The following is an 18,890-nucleotide window of genomic DNA, read 5'->3' as shown; positions in this document are numbered from 1 at the left end:
TGTCGGGGGTCGCGGCTACCGTGGCCTCGCCCTCCTCGCCCGACCCCGGAGCCTCCATGCGCCTGTCCCGCCCGACCAGCCACGCCGCGACCCGTCTCGCCGCGCTGGTCGCCAGCCTCTCCGTCGTCCTCGCCCTCGGTGCCGCACCGGGTGGTGCCGCACCCGCGAGCGGTGACGGCGACGACGCGGCCGCGAAGGGCGCCGCGACCGCACCCGGCGTGGCCCGGGCCGAGGCCGCGCTCGCGCGGGTGCAGGCGATCTTCGCCACCGACGGCAGCCGCAGCGCGGGCCGGGTGCCCGTGGGCACCCGGGTCGACGCCACCATGGCGCTGCGCGAGCTCGCCAACACCCGCAGCCGGCTCTCCGGCGACGACCGCGCCGCCGCCGAGGCGCTGCTGAAGCGGCCGACGTCGTCCGGTGGCGACGGCACGCTCAGCTACGGCTCGGTCAAGGAGGCGCCGCCGTCCTGCACGCCCGACCTGTGCGTGCACTACGTGCGCAGCGGCAAGCACGCGCCCGCGCTGCGCGACGCGAACGGCAACGGCGTCCCCGACTACGTCGACCTCGCCCGCACCACCCTGACCGACGTGCACGACACCTACCTGCGCGCCGGCTACCGCGAGCCCAAGCCCGACGGCACGCGGGGCGGCAACGCCAAGATCGACGTCTACATCGGCGACATCGGCGACCAGGGCGTCTACGGCTACTGCACCTCCGACGAGCCCGAGCCCGACCCCACCCCGTCGAGCTTCGACCGCTGGGCCTACTGCGTGCTCGACGAGGACTACAGCGAGTTCCCCACGAACACGCCCAAGGAGAACCTGCAGGTCACCGCGGCCCACGAGTACTTCCACGCCACCCAGTTCGCCTACGACCGCTACGAGGACGCCTGGCTGCTGGAGGCCACGGCCACCTGGGCCGAGGACGAGCTCTACGACGGCGTCGACGACAACGTCCAGTACCTGCGCTCGAGCCAGATGGCGCGGCCGCGGGTGCCGCTCGACACCTTCGACCAGACCGGCATCCAGTACGGCACCTGGAGCTTCTTCCGGTTCCTCACCGAGAAGTACACGACGTCCCGCGGCGGCCTCCCGACGCTGGTGCTCGACATCTGGCGCAAGGCCGACGGCCGGCGCGGCGCCCCCGACCTGTACTCGTGGCAGGCCGTCGACCGTGTGCTGAAGGCCCGTGGCACGACGGGCGCGGCGCAGCTGGCCGCCTACGGCGCGGCCAACCGCCGCTCGCAGGCGGCCTACGACGAGGGCCGCGCCAACCGCTACCCCACTGCCCCCCTCGGCGCCCGGCGCACCCTGACGACGTCCTCGCGGGTGCTCTCGGCCTCGACGCGGCTGCGTCACCTCACCACCTGGACGGCGCGCGTGCAGCCCGCCTCGGCCGCCCCGAAGGACTGGCGGCTGCGGGTCGCGGTCGACCTCGGTCCGCGCAACCGGGGCCAGGTCGCCCTCGTCACGGTCTACCCGCGCCAGGGTGCGGCCCGGGTCATGAAGCTCGGCCTCGGCCCGGCCGGCGTCGGCTCGAAGGTCCTCGCGTTCGGCCCCGGCCAGACCAAGGCCGTCGAGGTGACCGTCGCCAACGGCAGCGGCCGCTTCACGTGCTGGACCGGCGACCCCTACTCCTGCGCCGGCACCCCGCTCGACGACAACGTGCTCGAGAAGGTCACGCTCACCGCGTTCCGGTGAGCCGACGGCTCCGGGGCCGTCAGACTGCGGCGGCCAGCCGGGCGAGCGCCTTGCGCACGACCTGAGGGTCGCTCGTCGTCCACATCGGCGGCAGGCTGGCGCGCAGGAACCCGCCGTAGCGGGCGGTGGCCAGGCGCGGGTCGAGCATCGCCACGACACCGCGGTCGGTGGTGGTGCGGATCAGCCGGCCGGCGCCCTGGGCGAGCAGGAGCGCCGCGTGCGTGGCTGCGACCTGCATGAAGCCGTTGCCGCCGGCACGGTCGGCGGCCTTCTGCCGGGCGCTCATGAGCGGGTCGTCGGGCCGCGGGAACGGGATGCGGTCGATGAGCACCAGCTGGCAGGTGTCGCCGGGCACGTCGAGGCCCTGCCAGAGGCTGAGCGTGCCGAACAGGCAGGTGTGCGGGTCGCCGACGAACTGCGCGGCCAGCTCGGGCAGCTGCGCCTCGCCCTGGGCGAGGGTGGTCAGGTGCGGCAGGCGGGTGCGCACCTCCTCCGCCGCGCGCTCGGCGGCACGGCGGCTGGAGAACAGGCCCAGGGTGCGACCCTCGGCGGCGTCGACGAGCTCGACGATCTCGTCGAGCTGGGCTTGCACCAGCCCGTCGCGACCGGGCGGCGGCAGGTGTCGCGCGACGTAGAGGATCGCCTGCTGCGGGTAGTCGAACGGCGAGCCGACGTCGAGACCGGTCCAGGGCAGGGCGTCGCCGCCGGGCTTCTTCGTGCCGGGCTCGACACGCTCGGCGGGCAGCAGCCCGACGCTGGCGGCGAGGGCGTCGAAGTCGCCGCCCAACATGAGCGTGGCCGAGGTCATCACCACGGTGGTGTCGGTGAGCAGCTTGTCGCGCATCTGGCCCCACACCTGCAGCGGCGCGATGCACAGCCGCGGCGGCACCCGGCTCTGCGCGCCGGTGCCGCCCTCGGAGAGCCAGAGCACGTCGGCCTGCGAGGCCGCCGCCATGCGCTCGGCGGTGGTGAAGACCTCCTGCACGCCGCCGCGGGCCTGCGTGAGGCCGGCGTCGGGCTCGGCGTCGGCGCTGGGCTTGGGGAAGGCGCTGACGCACGACCGGGCGGCGTCGCGCACCAGCACGAGCGCGTCGTGCAGCTGGGTGGGCACGGTCTCGAAGCGTCCCGGGGCGGTCTCGTCGATGGCGTCGCGCAGGGCGTCGGCGGCGTCGGCGAGGTCGTCCGCCGCGTTCTCGGCGCCTGAGCCGGTCGAGCGGGCGACGTGGCGCTGGGCGCGGCGGGCCGCGCGCTCGACGTCGGCGGCCGACAGCTCGTCGGTGGCGGCCTGCGTCACCCGCGCCACCAGCTCGTGGGCCTCGTCGACGATGGCGACGTCGTAGTCGGGGATCATCGGCACGCCCTCGACGGCGTCGATGGCCAGCAGCGAGTGGTTGGTGACCACCAGGTGCGAGCGGTGGGCTCGCTCGCGGGCCAGCTCGGCGAAGCACTCCTGGCCGAAGGGGCAGCGGGCCGCGCCGAGGCAGTCGCGGTGCCCGACGCTGACCTGGCGCCACTCGCGGTCGGTGTGGCGGGGTGCCCGGTCGCGCTCGCCGGTGCCGCCGCCGTCGGCCTCCTGCTCGGCCCACGAGCGCAGCTCGAGCACCTTCGAGGCCATCGAGCCCTGCGGGACGTCGACCAGCACGCCCTGGTCGTCGGGCACGCCCTCGCGGATGCGGTGCAGGCAGGCGTAGTTGGAGCGGCCCTTGAGCACGGCGTAGGAGGTGTCGACCCCGGCGGGCGCGTCGGGGCCCGAGAGGGCCTCCACCAGCGCCGGCAGGTCGCGCTCGACGAGCTGGTGCTGCAGCGCGAGCGTGGCGGTGGCGACCACCACCCGCTGGTCGTGCATGAGCGCGGGCACGAGATAGGCCAGCGACTTGCCCGTGCCGGTGCCGGCCTGCACGAGCAGGTGCCGCTCGTCGGTCAGCGCGCCGGCGACGGCCTCGGCCATGGCGACCTGGCCGGCCCGCTCGCTGCCGCCCAGCGCGGTGACGGCGCGCGAGAGCACGTCGCGGACGGGGGGCTGCTCGGGCACCGCTGCACCCTAGCCACGACCGGTGACAGCGTGCGGACGCCGTCCCCAGGCCCGTCGCGCCACCTAGGATCGCGGGCGTGCCCGCTCGCCGTCCGTCGTCGCGCAACCAGCTCGTCGTGGCCGTGCTGCTCCTCGCCGCCGGCGCCGTCGCCGCCGTCCGCGCGCTCGACGTGGGCTTCTGGGAGACCACGCGCCGCGGCATCCCGCTCGGGCTCCTCGCCGTCGCCGCCGTGCTGCTCGGGGCCGCGTTCGGCTACCGGGCCCTGCGAGCCCGGCGCGAGGCGGGTCAGCGGGAGTAGGGCTCCAGCTCGCCGGCCAGGTCGGCGTTGGCGCGGCCGACGATCACGGTGCCCTCGGCGGTGTGGTCGAGGGAGTCGATCTCGCCGTGCTGGTGCAGGCGGTCGAGCAGGTCGCCGCGCTCGTAGGGCAGGAGCACCTGGAAGGCGACGCCCGGCCGGGGCAGCTCGCCCTCGATGACGCGCAGGGCGTCCTCGATGCCCTCGCCGGTCTTGGCGCTGACCACCACGCAGTGCGGCTCGTGCTGCCGCAGGCGGGCGAGCACGAGCGGGTCGGCGGCGTCCGCCTTGTTGATCACGACCAGCTCGGGCACCTCGCTCGCGTCGACGTCGGCGAAGACGGCGCGGACGGCGGAGAGCTGGCCCTCGGGGTCGGGGTGCGAGCCGTCGACGACGTGGAGGATGAGGTCGGCCTCGGCGACCTCCTCGAGCGTGGAGCGGAACGCCTCGACCAGCTGGTGCGGGAGGTGCCGCACGAACCCGACGGTGTCGCTCATCGTGTAGACGCGGCCGTCGGCGGTCTGGGTGCGGCGGGTGGTGGGGTCGAGGGTCGCGAACAGCGCGTCCTCCACGAGCACCCCGGCACCGGTGAGCCGGTTCAGCAGCGAGGACTTGCCGGCGTTGGTGTAGCCGGCGATGGCCACGCTCGGCACCTGGTGGCGCCGGCGTCCGGACCGCTTGGTCTCGCGCGTGCCCTTCATGTGGGCGAGGTCGCGGCGCAGCTTGGCGATCTTGTCGTTGATGCGGCGGCGGTCGGTCTCGATCTTGGTCTCACCGGGGCCACGGCCACCGATGCCGCCGCCGTCGGCGCCGACGCGCCCACCGGCCTGGCGCGACAGGTTGCCGCCCCAGCCGCGCAGGCGCTGCTTCATGTACTGCAGCTGCGCCAGCTCGACCTGCGCGCGACCCTCGCGGCTCTTGGCGTGCTGGGCGAAGATGTCGAGGATCAGCGCGGTGCGGTCGACGACCTTGACCTTGAGCCGGTCCTCCAGGTTGCGCAGCTGCGACGGCGCGAGCTCACCGTCGCAGATGACGGTGTCGGCGCCGGTGGCCTTGACGATCTCGGCCAGCCCCTCGACCTTGCCGCGGCCGACGTACGTCGCGGGGTCGGGCTTGCCGCGGCGCTGGTAGATCGCCTCGAGCACCTCGGACCCGGCCGTCTCGGCGAGCAGCCCGAGCTCGGCCATGGAGTTCTCGGCGTCCTGCACGGTGCCGTCGGTCCACACCCCCACGAGGACGACGCGCTCGAGCCGCAGCTGGCGGTACTCGACCTCGGTGATGTCCTCGAGCTCGGTGCGCAGCCCCGCGACACGGCGCAGCTGGTGGCGCTCGGCGAGGTCCATCGCGCCGGTGGTGGGGTCGGGGCCGCCGTCCTCGGGGTCGGGCTCGTCGGCGTAGCCGGAGACGAAGCCGTCGTCCCCGTCATCGGCGTCGGTCTCGGCCCAGTCGGCGGTCTCCTCCAGCTCGGCGTCGAGCGAGAAGTCGGGGGCCTGCGATGCGTTCGTCATATGTGGTCCAGCGTAGGTCGGGCCGGTCAGCCGCGCGAGGCGGTTTACCCGCGCCCGCCTGCTGCTCCGCATCGCTCCAGCCTAGGCAGGCGCCGGGCGTTCCTAGGATCGGGCGCATGACGGACGACGCCGGCGGGCCCGCGCCGGACCCGCGTGCCGCGCTGCCGCCGCTGCCCGACGTCCGGCTGCTCGGGCTGACTGGGGCGCCCGGGGTGGGCAAGTCGACGGTGGCGGCGCTGCTGGGGCGGCCGGTCGTGCCGATGGACGGGTTCCACTACGCCGACGCCGAGCTGGTGCGGCGCGGGCTGCTCGACCGCAAGGGAGCGCCCGAGACCTTCGACGCGCCGGGGTACGCCGCGCTGCTGCGGCGGGTGCGGGCCGGCGAGGACGACGTCGTCGCGCCGTCGTTCGAGCGCGACCTCGAGCAGCCGCTGGCCGGGGCACTGTGGGTGCCGCCGTCCGGGCTCGTGGTCACCGAGGGCAACTACCTGCTGCTGCCGCAGGAGCGGTGGCGGGCGGTGCGTGCGCAGGTCGAGGTGGTCTGGCACCTGCGCGTGGACGACGACCTGCGCCGCGAGCGCCTTCTCGCCCGCCACGTCGCCTCGGGCAAGACCCCCGACGAGGCCCGCGTGTGGGTGGCCCGCGTCGACGACCCCAACGCCCGCCTCGTCAACGCCCAGGCCTCCGCTGCCGACCTCGTGGTCGACCTGACCTGAGCGGTAGTCCCGGACGTTTGCGGGGTTGATTCAGCCGTGCGACCCCGCAAACGTCCGGGACTATCCCAGCGGCACGCACCATCTGCAGATTCGAGCTTCTTGCGCTGCCGCAGTTTGTGCGGCATCGTGGGGGCATGACGATCGAGCCGGACGCCGTGCAGCGAGTGCGAGCCGCGTTGGAGGCCGCCGAGGGACTGGACGCCGACGAGGCGCTCCCCCACCTGCGCGAGGCCGCCGAGCGGCTCGCCGCCCTCATCGACGACTCGATGGCGGCGGCGGTGCTGGAGAAGAAGGCCTCGCTGCGGGCGGCCGGGCAGAAGGCGGGGTTGTCCGAGAACGCCGTCGGGCCGCGGCTCGCGCGCACCGCCCGGCTCGCCCCCTACGCCGACGAGCGGGGACGGGTCACCGCCGCCGGCGTCGAACGGGCCCGCTACGACGCCGAGACCGGCCAGGTCCCGCCGGCCCGGCCCGCACCCGCGGCCGCCGCCCCGATGCGGTTCCGCGCCCGACGTCCCACCGGCTCGTCCTGAGCCCACCCGAGAAGGAGCACGCGATGACCGACCAGACCCTCACCCACCTCTACTTCCTCCTCGACCGCAGCGGGTCGATGCAGTCGATCAAGGCCGACACCGAGGGCGGCTTCGCGGCCTTCATCGAGGAGCAGCAGCAGGCGCCGGGCCGCTGCCGGGCCACGCTCGCGCAGTTCGACCAGCACTACGACGAGGTCTACCGCGACCTCGACGTCGCCGACGTCCCGCCGCTGGTGCTGCAGCCGCGCGGCAGCACCGCCCTGCTCGACTCCATCGGCCGGCTCGTCACCGACGCCGGTGCCCGGCTCGCCGAGCTGCCGGACGCCGAGCGCCCCGGCACCGTGATCGTCGCGATCATGACCGACGGCATGGAGAACGCCAGCCGCGAGTGGTCGCACCCGGCCGTCAAGGCACTCATCGAGCAGCAGACCGGCCAGTACGGCTGGCAGTTCATGTACATGGGCGCCGACCAGGACGCCATCGAGGTGGGCACCTCGCTCGGCGTCTCCGCCGACCACTCCCTCACCTACGGCCGCGGCCGCAGCCGCGAGGCGCTGCGGCTGAAGGGCGAGAAGGTGCGCGCCATGCGTGCCTCCCGCATGACCGACGCAGGCGCCCCGATGCCGGCCTACACCGCGCAGGAGCGCCGCGACGTCGAGTGACCCGTCGCTCAGGGGCGACGGGTCGGCGTCAGGACTCGCCGATGCCGGCGTCGCGGGCCCGGACGACGGCCTCGGCGCGGGTGCGGGCCCGCAGCTTGGTCAGGATGTCGCTGACCCGGTTGCGCACGGTCTTCTCGGAGAGGAACAGCCGCCGCGCGATGCTCGCGTTGTCGAGGCCGCGGGCCATGAGGTCGAGCACCTCGCGCTCGCGGGCGGTGAGGTCGGGGAACGCCTCCGCGGCGGCCTGGCCGACCGCCGCGGTCGAGAAGAATCGCACCACCTGCTCGGCCACCTTCGGCCCGAAGACGGCCTCACCGCGCGCGACGCCCTCGACGACCCGCAGCACGTCGTCCCCGCCCGACTCCTTGAGCAGGTAGCCGCGCGCGCCGGCCCGCAGCGCGGCGAAGACCGAGTCCGCGTCCTCGCTCATCGTCAGCACGACGACCTTGACGTCGGGGTGCTTCTCGGTGAGGCGAGCGGTGGCGGCGAGGCCGCCGATGCCGGGCATCCGCAGGTCCATCAGGACGACGTCGGGCCGGCGCTCGGCCCCCAGACCTGACACGGCGGCGAGCGCCTCCTCGCCGCTGGCGGCCTCGCCGACGACCTCGAGGTCGGGCAGGTCGCCGAGCACGGCGAGCATGCCGGCGCGGAACAGGGCGTGGTCGTCGACCACGAGGACGCGGATCACGGTGACTCCTGGCTGGTGGGGTCGAGGGGCGGGTCGAGGGGCGGGTCGAGGGGCAGGTCGAGGGGCAGGGTGAGGACGACGACGGTGCCGCCGCCGGGGGCGGGGTGGTGCTCGAGCCGGCCGCCGACCTCGGCGGCGCGCTCGCGCATGCTGGTGAGCCCGACGCCGGCGCGCGGGTGGTGGGGCATGCCGCGGCCGTTGTCGCTGACGGCGAGCCGCACGTGGCCGGCCTCGCGCTGGGCGTCGACCCGCACCCGCGAGCAGGAGCTGTGCCGGACGGCGTTCGCCACCGACTCGGCGGCGATGGCGTAGGTGGCCACCTCGGAGGCGGCGGGGAGGTCGGCGAGCTCGTCGACCTGCGCGTCGCCGCTGATCGGCTCCAGCCCGGCGACCAGCTGGCGCAGCGCGGCGCTGAGCCCGATCTGGTCGAGGATCGGTGGTCGCAGGCCGTGCGAGACGGCGCGCACCTCGGCCACGGTCTCGCGCAGCCGGTCGCGGATGACGGCGGCCTGCGCGGCGTCCGGGCCCTCGTCCGCGCCCTCGCCGCCGGCCCGCCGCAGCCGCGCGGCCAGCACGTCGGCCTGCAGCGCGATCGCCGCGAGCGACGGGCCGACCCCGTCGTGCAGGTCGTTGCGCAGCCGGCGCCGCTCCTCCTCGCGCGCCCGCACGATCGACGCACGGCTCTGCTCGACGTCGGCCACCAGCTGCGCGGCGTAGGCGAGCATCCCGGCGCGGGACGCCGACTCCTCCAGCGCGCGCCGCTCCTGGGCGGTGAACCCGTCGCCCTCGCGGCGCGGCGCGACGACGAGCGCGCCGACGACGCGCCCCATGGCGGCGGCGTCGAGCGGCAGCACGTGCGCGGGCCGCTCACCGGTCTCGGCCACGACGGCGCCGCCGGTGCCCTCGAACCCGGCGTAGGGCAGCCGCAGGGTCGCGCGGACGGCGTCCACCAGCTCGCGCAGCGCCTCGCGCGGCTCGGCCGCCTCCGAGACGGCCTCGGCGATGCGGTGGCTGAGCAGGGCGGCGTCCTGCCGCTGCGGGAACCAGCGGCGGTCGATCCAGTGCTGCACCACCGCCCGGACCAGGACGGCGGCCACCGCGAGCCCGGCGACGAGCAGGGCGCCGCGGCGGGTGCCGGCGACCTCGGGGTCGAGGCGCAGCAGCAGCCAGGTGCCGCCGGCCACCACCGCACCGAGCACGACGAGGAAGACCAGCGTGCGGTTGAGCACGACGTCGACGTCGAAGAGCCGGTGCCGCACCACCGCGACGGCGATGGCGGCCGGCGGGGCGAGCAGGGCGACGTCGAAGAGCACGTCGGTCGAGACCGCCGAGACCGCCAGGCCCACGAAGAGCACGACGCCGCCGAGCACGAACCACTGCAGCTGGGTGCGCTCCACGCCCACCGAGCGCCGCAGCCGCAGCACCAGGCCGAGGATCGCGCCGCCGATGCCGACGAGGTTGCAGTAGACGGCGCTCGCGGCGACCACGTAGTTGAGCGGCTCGAGGGCGGGGACGTCGATCGGGTTCGAGATGGCGAGGTCGACGTCGGTGCCGCCGGGCACCAGCATCCGGCTGACCGTCAGCGCGCTCGCGGCCACCACGACCGAGATCGCGAAGCCGCGCCAGCGCGGCGACGGCAGCCGGCCGTCGGGGAACAGCAGCGGCACCAGCGGCAGGACGAACAGGTAGACCGCGAAGCCCCACATCGACGTCCAGTCGCTGAACGCCGAGAGCGGCAGGTCGGAGACGTGGTGGTTCCAGATGCTGTACTCGCCCAGCAGCTGGTAGGGCGAGATCGCCGAGACGCCCACGAGCAGCCAGCCGCATCGGTTGCGCGGGTCGGCGCGGACGACGAGCAGCCCGGCCAGCGGCCAGGTGCTGCCGAAGACCAGGCTCGCCCACGCGACCGGCGGCACGTCGTCGCTGCGGGCCTCGGCGGCCCAGTGCAGCGCCACGGCCCCGACGCCGGTGACCAGCGAGACGACGACGCACGCGAGCGCCAGGCAGCGCAGTCGCTCGTCGGTCGGGGCGGTGGTCACGGCGGCATGGTGGCACCGTCCCGGGCGTCCCGGGAACGGATCCGGGCGAGCCTCCCGCCAGGTCGGGGACGCAGTCCCTACGACCCGGGACGGCTCCCGCCACAGCCTGCTCCTCGTCACCACGCAGCCGGCCCGACCGGGCCGCACCCACCAGGAAGCAGGAACCACGATGACCACGCTCACAGCCCCCACGGCCACCACCTCGGCCGAGACCCCCACCCTCGGCCGCGGCCGCTGGCCGCTGCTCGGCGTGGCCGCGGGCATCACCGGCACGATCGCCACGCTCGCCCTCGACGTCCACCCGAGCATGTCGTCGCCCGACGACCCCTACACCGCGGCCGTCGTCGACGAGATCAGCTCGGGCAAGGCCCACGCCAGCGTCATCCTCGGCTACGTCACCGTGGCGCTGCTGCTGGTGCTGGCCGCCGCGTGGCGCCGCCACGTCGAGCCGCGGGCGCTGGCCAGCACGGCGGCCCGCGTCGTCCCGCTCGGCCTCACCGCCGCCGCCGGCGCACTCGCCCTCGGCTACGGCTGGCGCGGCGCGCTGGGCCTCTACCTCGGCAACGAGGGCGGTGCGTTCGACCGCGAGGGCCTCTACACGCTGTTCGTGCTCAACGACTTCGGCGCCTACATCGGCTACCTCGGCGTGACCGTCGCCGCCGGCGCCGTCGCCTGGATGTCGCTGCGCGAGCGCCTGGTCTCCCGCTGGATCGGCGTCGTCAGCATCCTGCCGATCCTCCCCGTGGTCGTCACCGTCGCCGCCTTCGGCCTGCCCGGCTTCCCCGGCGTCAGCAGCGGCCTGTTCCTGGTCGTCGCCTTCGCCGGACTCGCCTTCGGCCGCAGCCCCATCAACCGCTGAGGTCGAAACCGCGCTGACCCGTCAGACATGTCTGACGGGTCAGCGTCGTGTCAGGCTCGGGGGGTGCGACGGGTGGTGGTGGCGGTGCTGCTGGTGGTCGCGGGGTGCTCGACGGCTCCGGACGACGAGCCCGCGCCCGCTCCGTCGTCGGCGCCGTCGACGACCCCCGGCCGGACGCCGTCGGCACCGGTCGACCCGATGCCCACCCCGACCTCCACCCCGACCCCCGAGCCACCCGGGCCGGTCACGATCGCGGTGGCGGGCGACGTCCACTTCGAGGGGACGCTGCGGTCGCGGCTCGACGACCCGACCACCGCGCTGGCGCCGGTGACGCGCGACCTCGCCGCCGCCGACGTCGCGATCGTCAACCTCGAGACCTCGCTCGGCCGCGGCGGCAGCCCCGACCCGAGCAAGCGCTACACGTTCCAGGCCCCGCCGGCCGCGCTCGACGCACTCGCCGCGGCCGGGGTCGACGTCGCGGCGATGGCCAACAACCACGCCCTCGACTTCGGTCGCGAGCCGCTGCCGGGTGCCTTCCGCGCCATCGACGCCGCCCGCACCGCCGACCCGCCGCTCGCCGTCGTCGGCCTGGGCCGCGACGTCGACGAGGCCTTCGCCCCGGCCGAGCTCGAGGTCGACGGGACGACGGTCGCCGTCCTCTCGGCCACCCGCGCCGACCTCGACCCCACCGCCGACCCCACCGGCGACTTCGCCGCCACCCCCGATCGGCCCGGCACCGCCGACGCCGTCGGCCCGGCCGGCACCCGCCGGCTGCTGCGCGCCGTCGAGCGCGCCGACCGCGACGCGGACGTCGTCGTCGCCTACCTGCACTGGGGCGTGCAGGGCGAGCGCTGCCCCACCGACGACCAGCGGCGCCTCGCCTTCGACCTGGCCGCCGCCGGCGCCGACGTCGTGGTCGGCAGCCACGCCCACCTGCTGCAGGGTGACGGCCGGCTCGGGCCGGGCTACGTGGCCTACGGGCTGGGCAACTACGCCTGGTACACGCAGAGCGGCGCGACGGCGAGCACGGGCGTCCTCACCCTGGACGTGCGGCCCGCGGCGACACGGGGCGGTCGCGCCCGGGTCACGAGAGCGCGGTGGAGCCCGGCGCTCATCGGCGCCGACGGCCTGCCGCGACCGGTGCGCGACCGCAGCGCCTTCGACGCCACCCGCGCCGACCTGCAGGCCTGCGCCGGGCTCGGCTGACGCGCGGCCGGCTACTTGGGGGGCATCCGGATGCCGCCGTCGAGGCGGACCGTCTCACCGTTCATGTAGGAGTTCGTCAGGCACTCGACCACCATCGAGGCCAGCTCGTCGGGCACGCCGAGCCGCTTCGGGAACAGCACCGACTCGCCCAGCTTGGCCTTGAACGCCTCGGCCTGCTCGCCCTCGCCGTAGATCGGGGTGTCGATGAGGCCCGGCGCCACGGTGTTGAGCCGGATGCCGGCGGCCGAGAGGTCGCGGGCCACCGGCAGCGTCATGCCGACCACGCCGCCCTTGGACGCCGAGTAGGCCGCCTGGCCGATCTGGCCGTCGAACGCGGCCACGCTGGCCAGGTTGACGATCGCGCCGCGGCACCCGTCGGCGTCGGGCTCGTTGTGGCTCATCGCGGTGGCGGCCTGGCGCACCATGTCGAAGGTGCCGATGAGGTTGATGGCGATCACCTTGGTGAAGGCGCCGAGGTCGTGCGCGGTCTCGAGCGTGCCCTCGCGGCCCACGGTGCGCTGCGCCCAGCCGATGCCGGCGGAGTTCACCACCGCGCGCAGCGGTGCGATCTCGGCGGCGACGCGGACGGCGTCCCCCACCTGCGCGGTGTCGGTGACGTCGACCTGCGCGAACACGCCGCCGATCTCGTCGGCGAGCGCCTCGCCCTTCTCGGCCTGCAGGTCGGCGACGACGACCGTCGCGCCCCGGGCGGCGACCTGACGCGCGACGGCGGCGCCGATGCCCGACGCGGCGCCCGTGACGATGGCGGAGGATCCGGTGAGTTCCATGCTCGCGAGCATAGGGACGCCGTCGGCCCCGCTCAGAGGTCGGTCGTGCCCCGCGCCACGATGACCGCCGGGCCGGTCATCAGCACCCGGCCGCCCTCGGTGCGGCGGATGGTGAGCGGGCCACCGGGCTGGTCGACGCGGTAGTCGACGTCGGGGCCGGCGCCGTCGGCCTCGGCGGCGGCGACCATCACCGCGCAGGCGCCGGTGCCGCAGGCCTGGGTCTCGCCCGAGCCCCGCTCGTGCACGCGCATCGCCACGTGGTGCTCGCCGCGGCGGACGACGAACTCGACGTTGACGCCGTCGGGGTAGCGCTCGGGGTCGTGGTCGGGTGCCTCGCGCAGCGGGCCGGCGTCGGCCAGGTCGTCGACGAACGCCACGGCGTGCGGGTTGCCGACGTCGACGTGGACGGCGTCCCAGCGGCGCTCGCCGACGGCGACCCGGGTCGCGCCGAGCAGCCGGGGCACGCCCATGTCGACGGTGACCCGGCCGTCCCGGCCATCGGCCCCCGCGTCGACGGTGACGTTCTTGACGCCGTCGCGGGTGTCGATCAGCAGCGGGTGCCCGGTCTGCTCCAGCCCCTCGTCGACGAGGTGACGGGCGAAGACCCGGATGCCGTTGCCGCACATCTCGGCGACCGACCCGTCGGCGTTGCGGTAGTCCATGAACCATCGGTCGTCACGGCGGACGACGCGCAGCACGCCGTCGGCGCCGATGCCGCCACGCCGGTCGCACAGCGCGCGCACCCGCTCGGCGGCGAGGTCGCCGTGGACGCTGCCGTCGTGGTCGGGCAGCAGCACGAAGTCGTTGCGGGTGCCGTGGCCCTTCAGGAAGGGGTAGGAGCCGGTCACGGCGACGTGGGGTCCGGCTCGCCGTAGAGGCCACGCTCGTAGCGCTCCGGGCTGTAGTAGTCGTCGAGCTCGGCGAGCGTGCGCGCGTCGCGCTCGACCTCCTTGGCCACCACGGCCCGGCGCGGCACCGCGGCGGTCGGCGCCCAGGTCTCCGGGTCCCACAGCTGGGAGCGGATGAACGCCTTGGCGCAGTGGAAGAACACGTCCTCGATCTCGACGACGACGGCGAGCAGCGGGCGCTGCCCCCGCACCGCCATGTCGTCGAAGAACGGCGCGTCGGAGACCAGCCGGGCGCGGCCGTTGACGCGCAACGTGTCGCCACGGCCGGGGATGAGGAAGTTCAGCCCGACGTGCGGGTTGACCACCATGTTCTTGTAGCCGTCGACCCGCTTGTTGCCGGGCCGCTCGGCCAGCGCGATGGTGCGGTCGTCGATCACGTGCACCAGCGAGCCGGCCGGGTCGCCCTTCGGGGAGGCGTCGCAGCGACCGTCGGCGTCGGCCGTCGCCATCACGCAGAACGGCGAGGCGGCCAGCCACTGCCGGTCGACGTCGAGCAGCGCCGGACGTCCCTTGTCACGGGCCCGCGCGTTCGGCACGCCGACGAGCGCGACCAGCGCGTCGACGTCGGTGATCTCGGTCCACTCCGCCGTGCTCGTCACCCCACCACGGTACGGCGTGCGGCCCCTCAGCGCGGCCGTAGTACGACCGCAGAGCCGCCGCCCCGACGTCGCGGCTCGGCCACGGCCGTCATCAGCCCGCGCGGACCGAGCTCGATGCCGGTGACGGCGCCGATCTCGGCCTCGCTGGTGAACTGGTCGCCCGACGGCACCACGCGGTGGCCGTAGCGGCCCAGGATGCGCTTCCACCGCTGCACGAACGCCGGCTCGGCCGAGACCTCGGGCTCGTTGCGCTGCGACGCCCGCGGCGCGGCCACCGCCTGCGGCAGCGTGAACCCGCGCTCATAGCGGTTGACCAGCACCTGCAGAACCGTGGTGATGATCGTCGAGCCGCCCGGGGAGCCCAGCGCGAGCACCGGCCGGCCGTCGCGCAGCAGCATCGTCGGCGACATCGAGCTGCGTGGCCGCTTGCCGGGCTGGATGCGGTTGGGGTCGCCGCGCTCGTAGGTGAGGCTGAAGTCGGTGAGCTCGTTGTTGAGCAGGAAGCCGCGCCCCGGGACGACGATGCCCGACCCGCCGGTCTGCTCGATCGTCAGCGTGTAGGACACGACGTTGCCCCACCGGTCGGCCACCGTCAGGTGGGTCGTCGAGAGGCCCTCGTGGTCGTCGGCCGCCGGCGCCCGCCCGGACGGCGTGCCGCACCGCCCGTCGGCCCGGCGGGGGTCGCCGGCCGCCACCGGCTTGCGCAGGGCGCGGCGGGGGTCGACCCGGCAGGCCCGCTCGTCGCCGAAGCGCTGCGAGAGCAGCTGCCGCACCGGCACGTCGACGAACCGGGCGTCGCCGAGGTAGGCCGACCGGTCGGCGAAGGCCAGCGCGCTCGCCTCGAGGTAGCGGTGCAGCACGTCGCGCGGGGCGGCGTCGCGCAGGCCCAGCCGCTCGAGGATGTTCAGCGCCTCGCCCACCGTCGTCCCGCCGCTGGACGACGGCGCCATGCCGACCACGTCGAAGTCGCGGTAGCGGGTCTTCGTCGGCCGCTGCACGAGCGCCTCGTAGCGGCGGAAGTCACCGGGCCGCAGGTAGCCGGGCGGCACCGGCAGGTCGGTGCCGCGGGTCGTCGGCGGCCGCTGCACCACGCGCGAGATCTGCCTCGGCAGCGCGCCGCGGTAGAACATCCGCGGGTGCCGCCCGAGCGCCCGGTAGGTGCGGGCGAGGTCGGGGTTGGCGAACCGGGTGCCGACGCGCGGCAGCCGCCCGCCGGGCAGGAACAGCCGCCGGCTCGAGGTGAACGCGGCGAACCGCTCGCGGTTGTCGGCGGTCTGCGAGCGGAAGGTGCGGTCGACCACGAACCCGCGCTGCGCCAGCCGCGCCGCCGGCCGCAGCACGGCAGCCAGCGGGCGGGTGCCCCACCGCCGCAGGGCGGTGTTCCACGTGGCGGGGGTGCCGGGCACGCCCACCGAGACGCCGCTGGTGACCAGGTCGGGGAAGAACGGGTAAGGCTCGCCCGTGCCGGGGTCGACGAACGCGTCGCGCGGGATGGCGCGCGGCGCGGTCTCGCGGCCGTCGATGGTGTGCACCCGCCCGCTGCGGGCGTCGTAGTAGACGAGGTAGCCGCCCCCGCCGACGCCGGCGCTGTAGGGCTCGGTGACCCCCAGCGCCGCGCCGGTGGCGACCGCCGCGTCGACGGCGTTGCCGCCGCGGCGCAGCACGCCCAATCCGATGCGCGAGGCGTCGGCGTCGACCGACGTGACGGCCCCGCCCCGCCCGACCGCCGTGGCCTTCTTGCGCGGTGGCTTCTCGCGCGCGGGAGCCGCCGCCGCGGTCGCGGGCGAGGTGACCGCGGCGGCCGGGACACCGTCCGCGACGGTGGCGGGAGCGGGCGGCACGACGCTCAGCGCGAGCGTGCCCGCGAGCAGGCCGGTGAGGAGAAGGGGACGACGACGCATGGCAGGCCTCCGAGGGTGCGGTGCCCGCACGCTGCCAGCGACCACCGACAGTCCGGCTCACCCGGCCCGGCGAGCGCCCCGATCTAGCGCAGCCCGGGGTGGTTGCGCGCCAGCACCGGCAGCAGCAGCGTGCGCGGCGTGACCTGCGACAGCGCGGCCGCCACCTTGTTCACCGTGCCCGGGACGACGACCAGCCGGCCCCGCGACAGCCCGTCGACCGCGGCCCGCGCCACGTCGGGGGCCGAGACCCACATCGGCTCGGGCAGCGCCTTCTTGGCCTCGCCGGTGGTGAAGCCGGCGCGCTCGCCGAACCCGGTCTCGACCGGCCCGGGGCACAGGCACGTCACGCTGACGCCGCGGCCCTTCAACTCGGCGGCCAGGCTCTGGGTGTAGCTCAGCACGAACGCCTTGCCGGCGCCGTAGCCCGCTTGGCCGGGCAGCGGCTGGAAGGCGGCGGTCGAGGCCACGTTGAGCACCGCGCCCGCGCCCCGGGCCACCATGCCGGGCACGAACCGGACGCAGAGGTCGGCGACGGCGACGACGTCCAGCTCGAGCATCGACAGCTCGGCGTCGGGGTCGGCGTCCGCGACCGGGCCGAGGGTGGAGAACCCGGCGTTGTTGACCAGCACGTGCGGCACCAGGCCGCGGGCCTCGACGGCGCCGAGCAGCCCGGCGCGCGCCGAGCGGTCGACGAGGTCGGCGGCGAACACCTCGACCCGCACGCCCAGCTCGCGCAGCTCGGCCGCCACCGCCTCGAGCCGGCCCGCCGACCGCGCCACCAGCGTGACGCCGTGGCCGCGTCGGGCCAGCTCGCGGGCGATCTCGGCGCCGATGCCACCGGAGGCCCCGGTGACGACGGCGGTGCGGTCGGGCTGCGGGTCGGGGAGCGACATCCCCGCAGCCTAGGAGGGCGGTGCGGACCGGCTCAGTGCCCGGCGGGCACCTGCTCGCCGTCGCCGGCCACCCGGCCCGGCATGAACAGCGCCAGGACGACGACCACGAGCGCGAGCGCGGCGCCGACGCCGAAGCCCCACCGCATGCCGCCGACGTGGGCGCTCAGCTGGTCGACGCCGTCGGCCAGCAGCGCGCTCTCGCGGGCCGAGAGCACCGCGACCACGACGGCGGTGCCCATCGCCGCGGCGACCTGCTGCAGCGTGCCCAGCATCGAGCTGCCGTGGCTGTAGAGCTCGGGCGGCAGCGAGCCGAGGCTGACGGTGAAGACCGGCGTGAACACCGCGGCCAGCGAGACCATCAGCAGCACGTGCACCGGCAGCACCAGCCACACCGACATCGCGGCGTCCACGCGGGTGAACAGTGCCAGCGCGACGAAGACGCCGATCGAGCCCGGGACGACGAGCGGGCGGCCGCCGTAGGCGTCGTAGAGCCGGCCGACGCGTGGGCCCAGCAGACCCATCGCAAGACCGCCGGGCATCACCAGCAGGCCGGTCTCGAGCTCGGAGAGCCCGTGCACGTTCTGCAGGAACAGCGGCAGCAGGATCATCGAGCCGAGCATCGCCATGAACGCCACCGACATCAGCGACAGGCCGATGAGGAAGGGCCGCTGGCGCAGGGTGCGCAGGTCGAGCAGCGGGGCGCCGACGCGCTGCAGCGCGAGCTGGCGCAGCACGAAGGCGGCGATCGAGCCGAGGCCGACGGCGAGCGCCGTCCACGGCAGCCAGCCCGGGCCGGAGTCGCCGCCGAGCTGCGAGAGGCCGTAGACCAGCGGGCCGAAGCCGGCGGCCGACAGCAGCACGCTGACCCAGTCGACGCGACCGGGCCGGGTCTCGCCGACGTCGGTCAGCTTCGAGAGCCCCACGAGCGCGATGACCACCGCGATCGGCAGGACGACGCCGAACATCCAGCGCCAGCTGGCCACGTGCAGGATCACGCCCGAGACGGCCGGGCCGAGCGCCGGCGCCACCGACATCGCCAGCGTCACGTTGCCCATGACGCGGCCGCGGTCGGCCGCGGCGACGACGGTCATCAGGGTCGTCATCAGCAGCGGCATCATCACCGCGGTGCCGGCGGCCTGCACGATGCGCGCGGCCAGCAGGATCTCGAAGCTCGGCGCGAGCGCGGCGAGCAGCGTGCCGGTGCTGAAGACCGCCATCGCCGTGCCGAACGCCTGCCGGGTGGTGACCCGCTGCAGGAACCAGCCGGTGATCGGGATGACGACCGCCATCGTCAGCATGAACGCGCTGGTCAGCCACTGGGCGGCACGCTCGTCGACGCGGAACTCGGTCATCAGCCGCGGGATCGCGTTGACCATGATCGTCTCGTTGAGGATCACGATGAACGTCGCGGCGACGAGCCAGCGCAGGACGCCGTAGTCGGCCTGGGCGCCGACCTCGGTCGCCGGGCTGGCCGGGCTCGCCGGGCCGGCCGGGCGTGCCGGCACCTGCGGGGTCTCGGGGGTGGTGGTCATGGTGTCTCCGACTCTCTCGGACCACCGAACTCA

The 18,890-nt window shown here is 75.2% G+C and carries 17 protein-coding genes; 7 read left to right on the top strand and 10 right to left on the bottom strand.

Annotated features, from left to right (window positions below):
* Positions 1-56 precede the first annotated feature (56 nt).
* Positions 57-1,700, top strand: a complete 1,644-nt coding sequence (locus ABEA04_RS07895; RefSeq protein WP_345456621.1) for an MXAN_6640 family putative metalloprotease — start codon at positions 57-59, stop codon at positions 1,698-1,700.
* 19 nt (positions 1,701-1,719) lie between these two features.
* On the opposite strand, the gene ABEA04_RS07890 is transcribed toward ABEA04_RS07895, so the two are convergent.
* Positions 1,720-3,732, bottom strand: coding sequence for an ATP-dependent DNA helicase (locus ABEA04_RS07890; RefSeq protein WP_345456618.1), 2,013 nt, complete (start codon positions 3,730-3,732; stop codon positions 1,720-1,722).
* A 77-nt stretch (positions 3,733-3,809) separates the two neighbouring features.
* Here ABEA04_RS07890 and ABEA04_RS07885 point away from each other — a divergent pair, with 77 nt between their 5' ends.
* Positions 3,810-4,031: a hypothetical protein gene (locus ABEA04_RS07885; protein ID WP_345456615.1), complete on the top strand. Its 222-nt coding sequence runs from the start codon at positions 3,810-3,812 to the stop codon at positions 4,029-4,031.
* On the opposite strand, the gene hflX is transcribed toward ABEA04_RS07885, so the two are convergent.
* On the bottom strand, positions 4,019-5,536 hold the full coding sequence (gene hflX, locus ABEA04_RS07880) for a GTPase HflX (protein ID WP_345456612.1): 1,518 nt from the start codon (positions 5,534-5,536) through the stop codon (positions 4,019-4,021). The genes ABEA04_RS07885 and hflX overlap by 13 nt on opposite strands.
* Before the next feature lie 116 nt (positions 5,537-5,652).
* Here hflX and ABEA04_RS07875 point away from each other — a divergent pair, with 116 nt between their 5' ends.
* From ABEA04_RS07875 to ABEA04_RS07865, 3 genes are all read left to right on the top strand, one after another.
* On the top strand, positions 5,653-6,252 hold the full coding sequence (locus tag ABEA04_RS07875; RefSeq protein ID WP_345456609.1) for an AAA family ATPase: 600 nt from the start codon (positions 5,653-5,655) through the stop codon (positions 6,250-6,252).
* A 134-nt stretch (positions 6,253-6,386) separates the two neighbouring features.
* Positions 6,387-6,782, top strand: coding sequence for a hypothetical protein (locus ABEA04_RS07870; protein ID WP_345456607.1), 396 nt, complete (start codon positions 6,387-6,389; stop codon positions 6,780-6,782).
* Between the two features lie 23 nt (positions 6,783-6,805).
* Complete coding sequence (locus ABEA04_RS07865; RefSeq protein ID WP_345456605.1) at positions 6,806-7,444, top strand: VWA domain-containing protein; 639 nt, start codon at positions 6,806-6,808, stop codon at positions 7,442-7,444.
* A 28-nt stretch (positions 7,445-7,472) separates the two neighbouring features.
* Here ABEA04_RS07865 and ABEA04_RS07860 read toward each other — a convergent pair whose 3' ends face one another.
* Positions 7,473-8,132 carry a response regulator gene (locus ABEA04_RS07860; RefSeq protein ID WP_345456602.1) on the bottom strand — a complete coding sequence of 220 codons (660 nt, stop codon included), beginning with the start codon at positions 8,130-8,132 and terminating at the stop codon, positions 7,473-7,475.
* Entirely contained in the window at positions 8,129-10,171 is a 2,043-nt protein-coding gene (locus tag ABEA04_RS07855; protein WP_345456599.1) for a sensor histidine kinase, read from the bottom strand. Before ABEA04_RS07855 ends, ABEA04_RS07860 begins: the two co-directional genes overlap by 4 nt.
* A 169-nt stretch (positions 10,172-10,340) precedes the next feature.
* Between ABEA04_RS07855 and ABEA04_RS07850 the strand changes: the two genes are divergently transcribed.
* Both ABEA04_RS07850 and ABEA04_RS07845 read left to right on the top strand, forming a co-directional pair.
* Positions 10,341-11,030 (top strand): hypothetical protein, encoded by a 690-nt coding sequence (locus tag ABEA04_RS07850; RefSeq protein ID WP_345456596.1) that lies wholly within the window; start codon positions 10,341-10,343, stop codon positions 11,028-11,030.
* 63 nt (positions 11,031-11,093) lie between these two features.
* Positions 11,094-12,236, top strand: a complete 1,143-nt coding sequence (locus tag ABEA04_RS07845) for a CapA family protein (RefSeq protein ID WP_345456593.1) — start codon at positions 11,094-11,096, stop codon at positions 12,234-12,236.
* 11 nt (positions 12,237-12,247) lie between these two features.
* Here the strand turns inward: ABEA04_RS07845 and ABEA04_RS07840 are convergent, their stop codons facing one another.
* The 6 genes from ABEA04_RS07840 to ABEA04_RS07815 form a co-directional block, all read right to left on the bottom strand.
* A complete protein-coding gene (locus ABEA04_RS07840) occupies positions 12,248-13,024 on the bottom strand; it encodes an SDR family NAD(P)-dependent oxidoreductase (protein WP_345456590.1) in 777 nt (258 codons plus the stop codon).
* Between the two features lie 32 nt (positions 13,025-13,056).
* The gene (dapF, locus tag ABEA04_RS07835; RefSeq protein ID WP_345456587.1) at positions 13,057-13,872 is read right to left on the bottom strand and encodes a diaminopimelate epimerase; all 816 of its coding nucleotides are present in this window, start codon (positions 13,870-13,872) and stop codon (positions 13,057-13,059) included.
* Positions 13,869-14,531 carry a pyridoxamine 5'-phosphate oxidase family protein gene (locus tag ABEA04_RS07830; RefSeq protein WP_345456584.1) on the bottom strand — a complete coding sequence of 221 codons (663 nt, stop codon included), beginning with the start codon at positions 14,529-14,531 and terminating at the stop codon, positions 13,869-13,871. Before ABEA04_RS07830 ends, dapF begins: the two co-directional genes overlap by 4 nt.
* A 26-nt stretch (positions 14,532-14,557) precedes the next feature.
* A complete protein-coding gene (ggt, locus tag ABEA04_RS07825) occupies positions 14,558-16,432 on the bottom strand; it encodes a gamma-glutamyltransferase (RefSeq protein WP_345456581.1) in 1,875 nt (624 codons plus the stop codon).
* 83 nt (positions 16,433-16,515) lie between these two features.
* Positions 16,516-17,325: an SDR family NAD(P)-dependent oxidoreductase gene (locus ABEA04_RS07820; RefSeq protein WP_345456578.1), complete on the bottom strand. Its 810-nt coding sequence runs from the start codon at positions 17,323-17,325 to the stop codon at positions 16,516-16,518.
* 32 nt (positions 17,326-17,357) lie between these two features.
* Positions 17,358-18,857: an MDR family MFS transporter gene (locus ABEA04_RS07815; protein WP_345456575.1), complete on the bottom strand. Its 1,500-nt coding sequence runs from the start codon at positions 18,855-18,857 to the stop codon at positions 17,358-17,360.
* Positions 18,858-18,890: the final 33 nt, after the last annotated feature.

Origin of the sequence: Nocardioides marinquilinus, assembly GCF_039543705.1 — a bacterium.
Classification (GTDB): Bacteria; Actinomycetota; Actinomycetes; order Propionibacteriales; family Nocardioidaceae; genus Nocardioides; species Nocardioides marinquilinus.
Note: the sequence above shows the minus strand (reverse complement) of the source record. Positions and strands in the feature narration are given on the sequence as shown.

Bases quoted from the DNA above. Each gene is read 5' to 3' on its own strand.
- ABEA04_RS07895 (WP_345456621.1), top strand. From the start codon at position 57: ATGCGCCTGTCCCGCCCGACCAGCCACGCCGCGACCCGTCTCGCCGCG.
- hflX (WP_345456612.1), bottom strand. From the start codon at position 5,536: ATGACGAACGCATCGCAGGCCCCCGACTTCTCGCTCGACGCCGAGCTG.
- ABEA04_RS07875 (WP_345456609.1), top strand. From the start codon at position 5,653: ATGACGGACGACGCCGGCGGGCCCGCGCCGGACCCGCGTGCCGCGCTG.
- ABEA04_RS07870 (WP_345456607.1), top strand. From the start codon at position 6,387: ATGACGATCGAGCCGGACGCCGTGCAGCGAGTGCGAGCCGCGTTGGAG.
- ABEA04_RS07865 (WP_345456605.1), top strand. From the start codon at position 6,806: ATGACCGACCAGACCCTCACCCACCTCTACTTCCTCCTCGACCGCAGC.
- ABEA04_RS07850 (WP_345456596.1), top strand. From the start codon at position 10,341: ATGACCACGCTCACAGCCCCCACGGCCACCACCTCGGCCGAGACCCCC.
- ABEA04_RS07840 (WP_345456590.1), bottom strand. From the start codon at position 13,024: ATGGAACTCACCGGATCCTCCGCCATCGTCACGGGCGCCGCGTCGGGC.
- ggt (WP_345456581.1), bottom strand. From the start codon at position 16,432: ATGCGTCGTCGTCCCCTTCTCCTCACCGGCCTGCTCGCGGGCACGCTC.
- ABEA04_RS07820 (WP_345456578.1), bottom strand. From the start codon at position 17,325: ATGTCGCTCCCCGACCCGCAGCCCGACCGCACCGCCGTCGTCACCGGG.
- ABEA04_RS07815 (WP_345456575.1), bottom strand. From the start codon at position 18,857: ATGACCACCACCCCCGAGACCCCGCAGGTGCCGGCACGCCCGGCCGGC.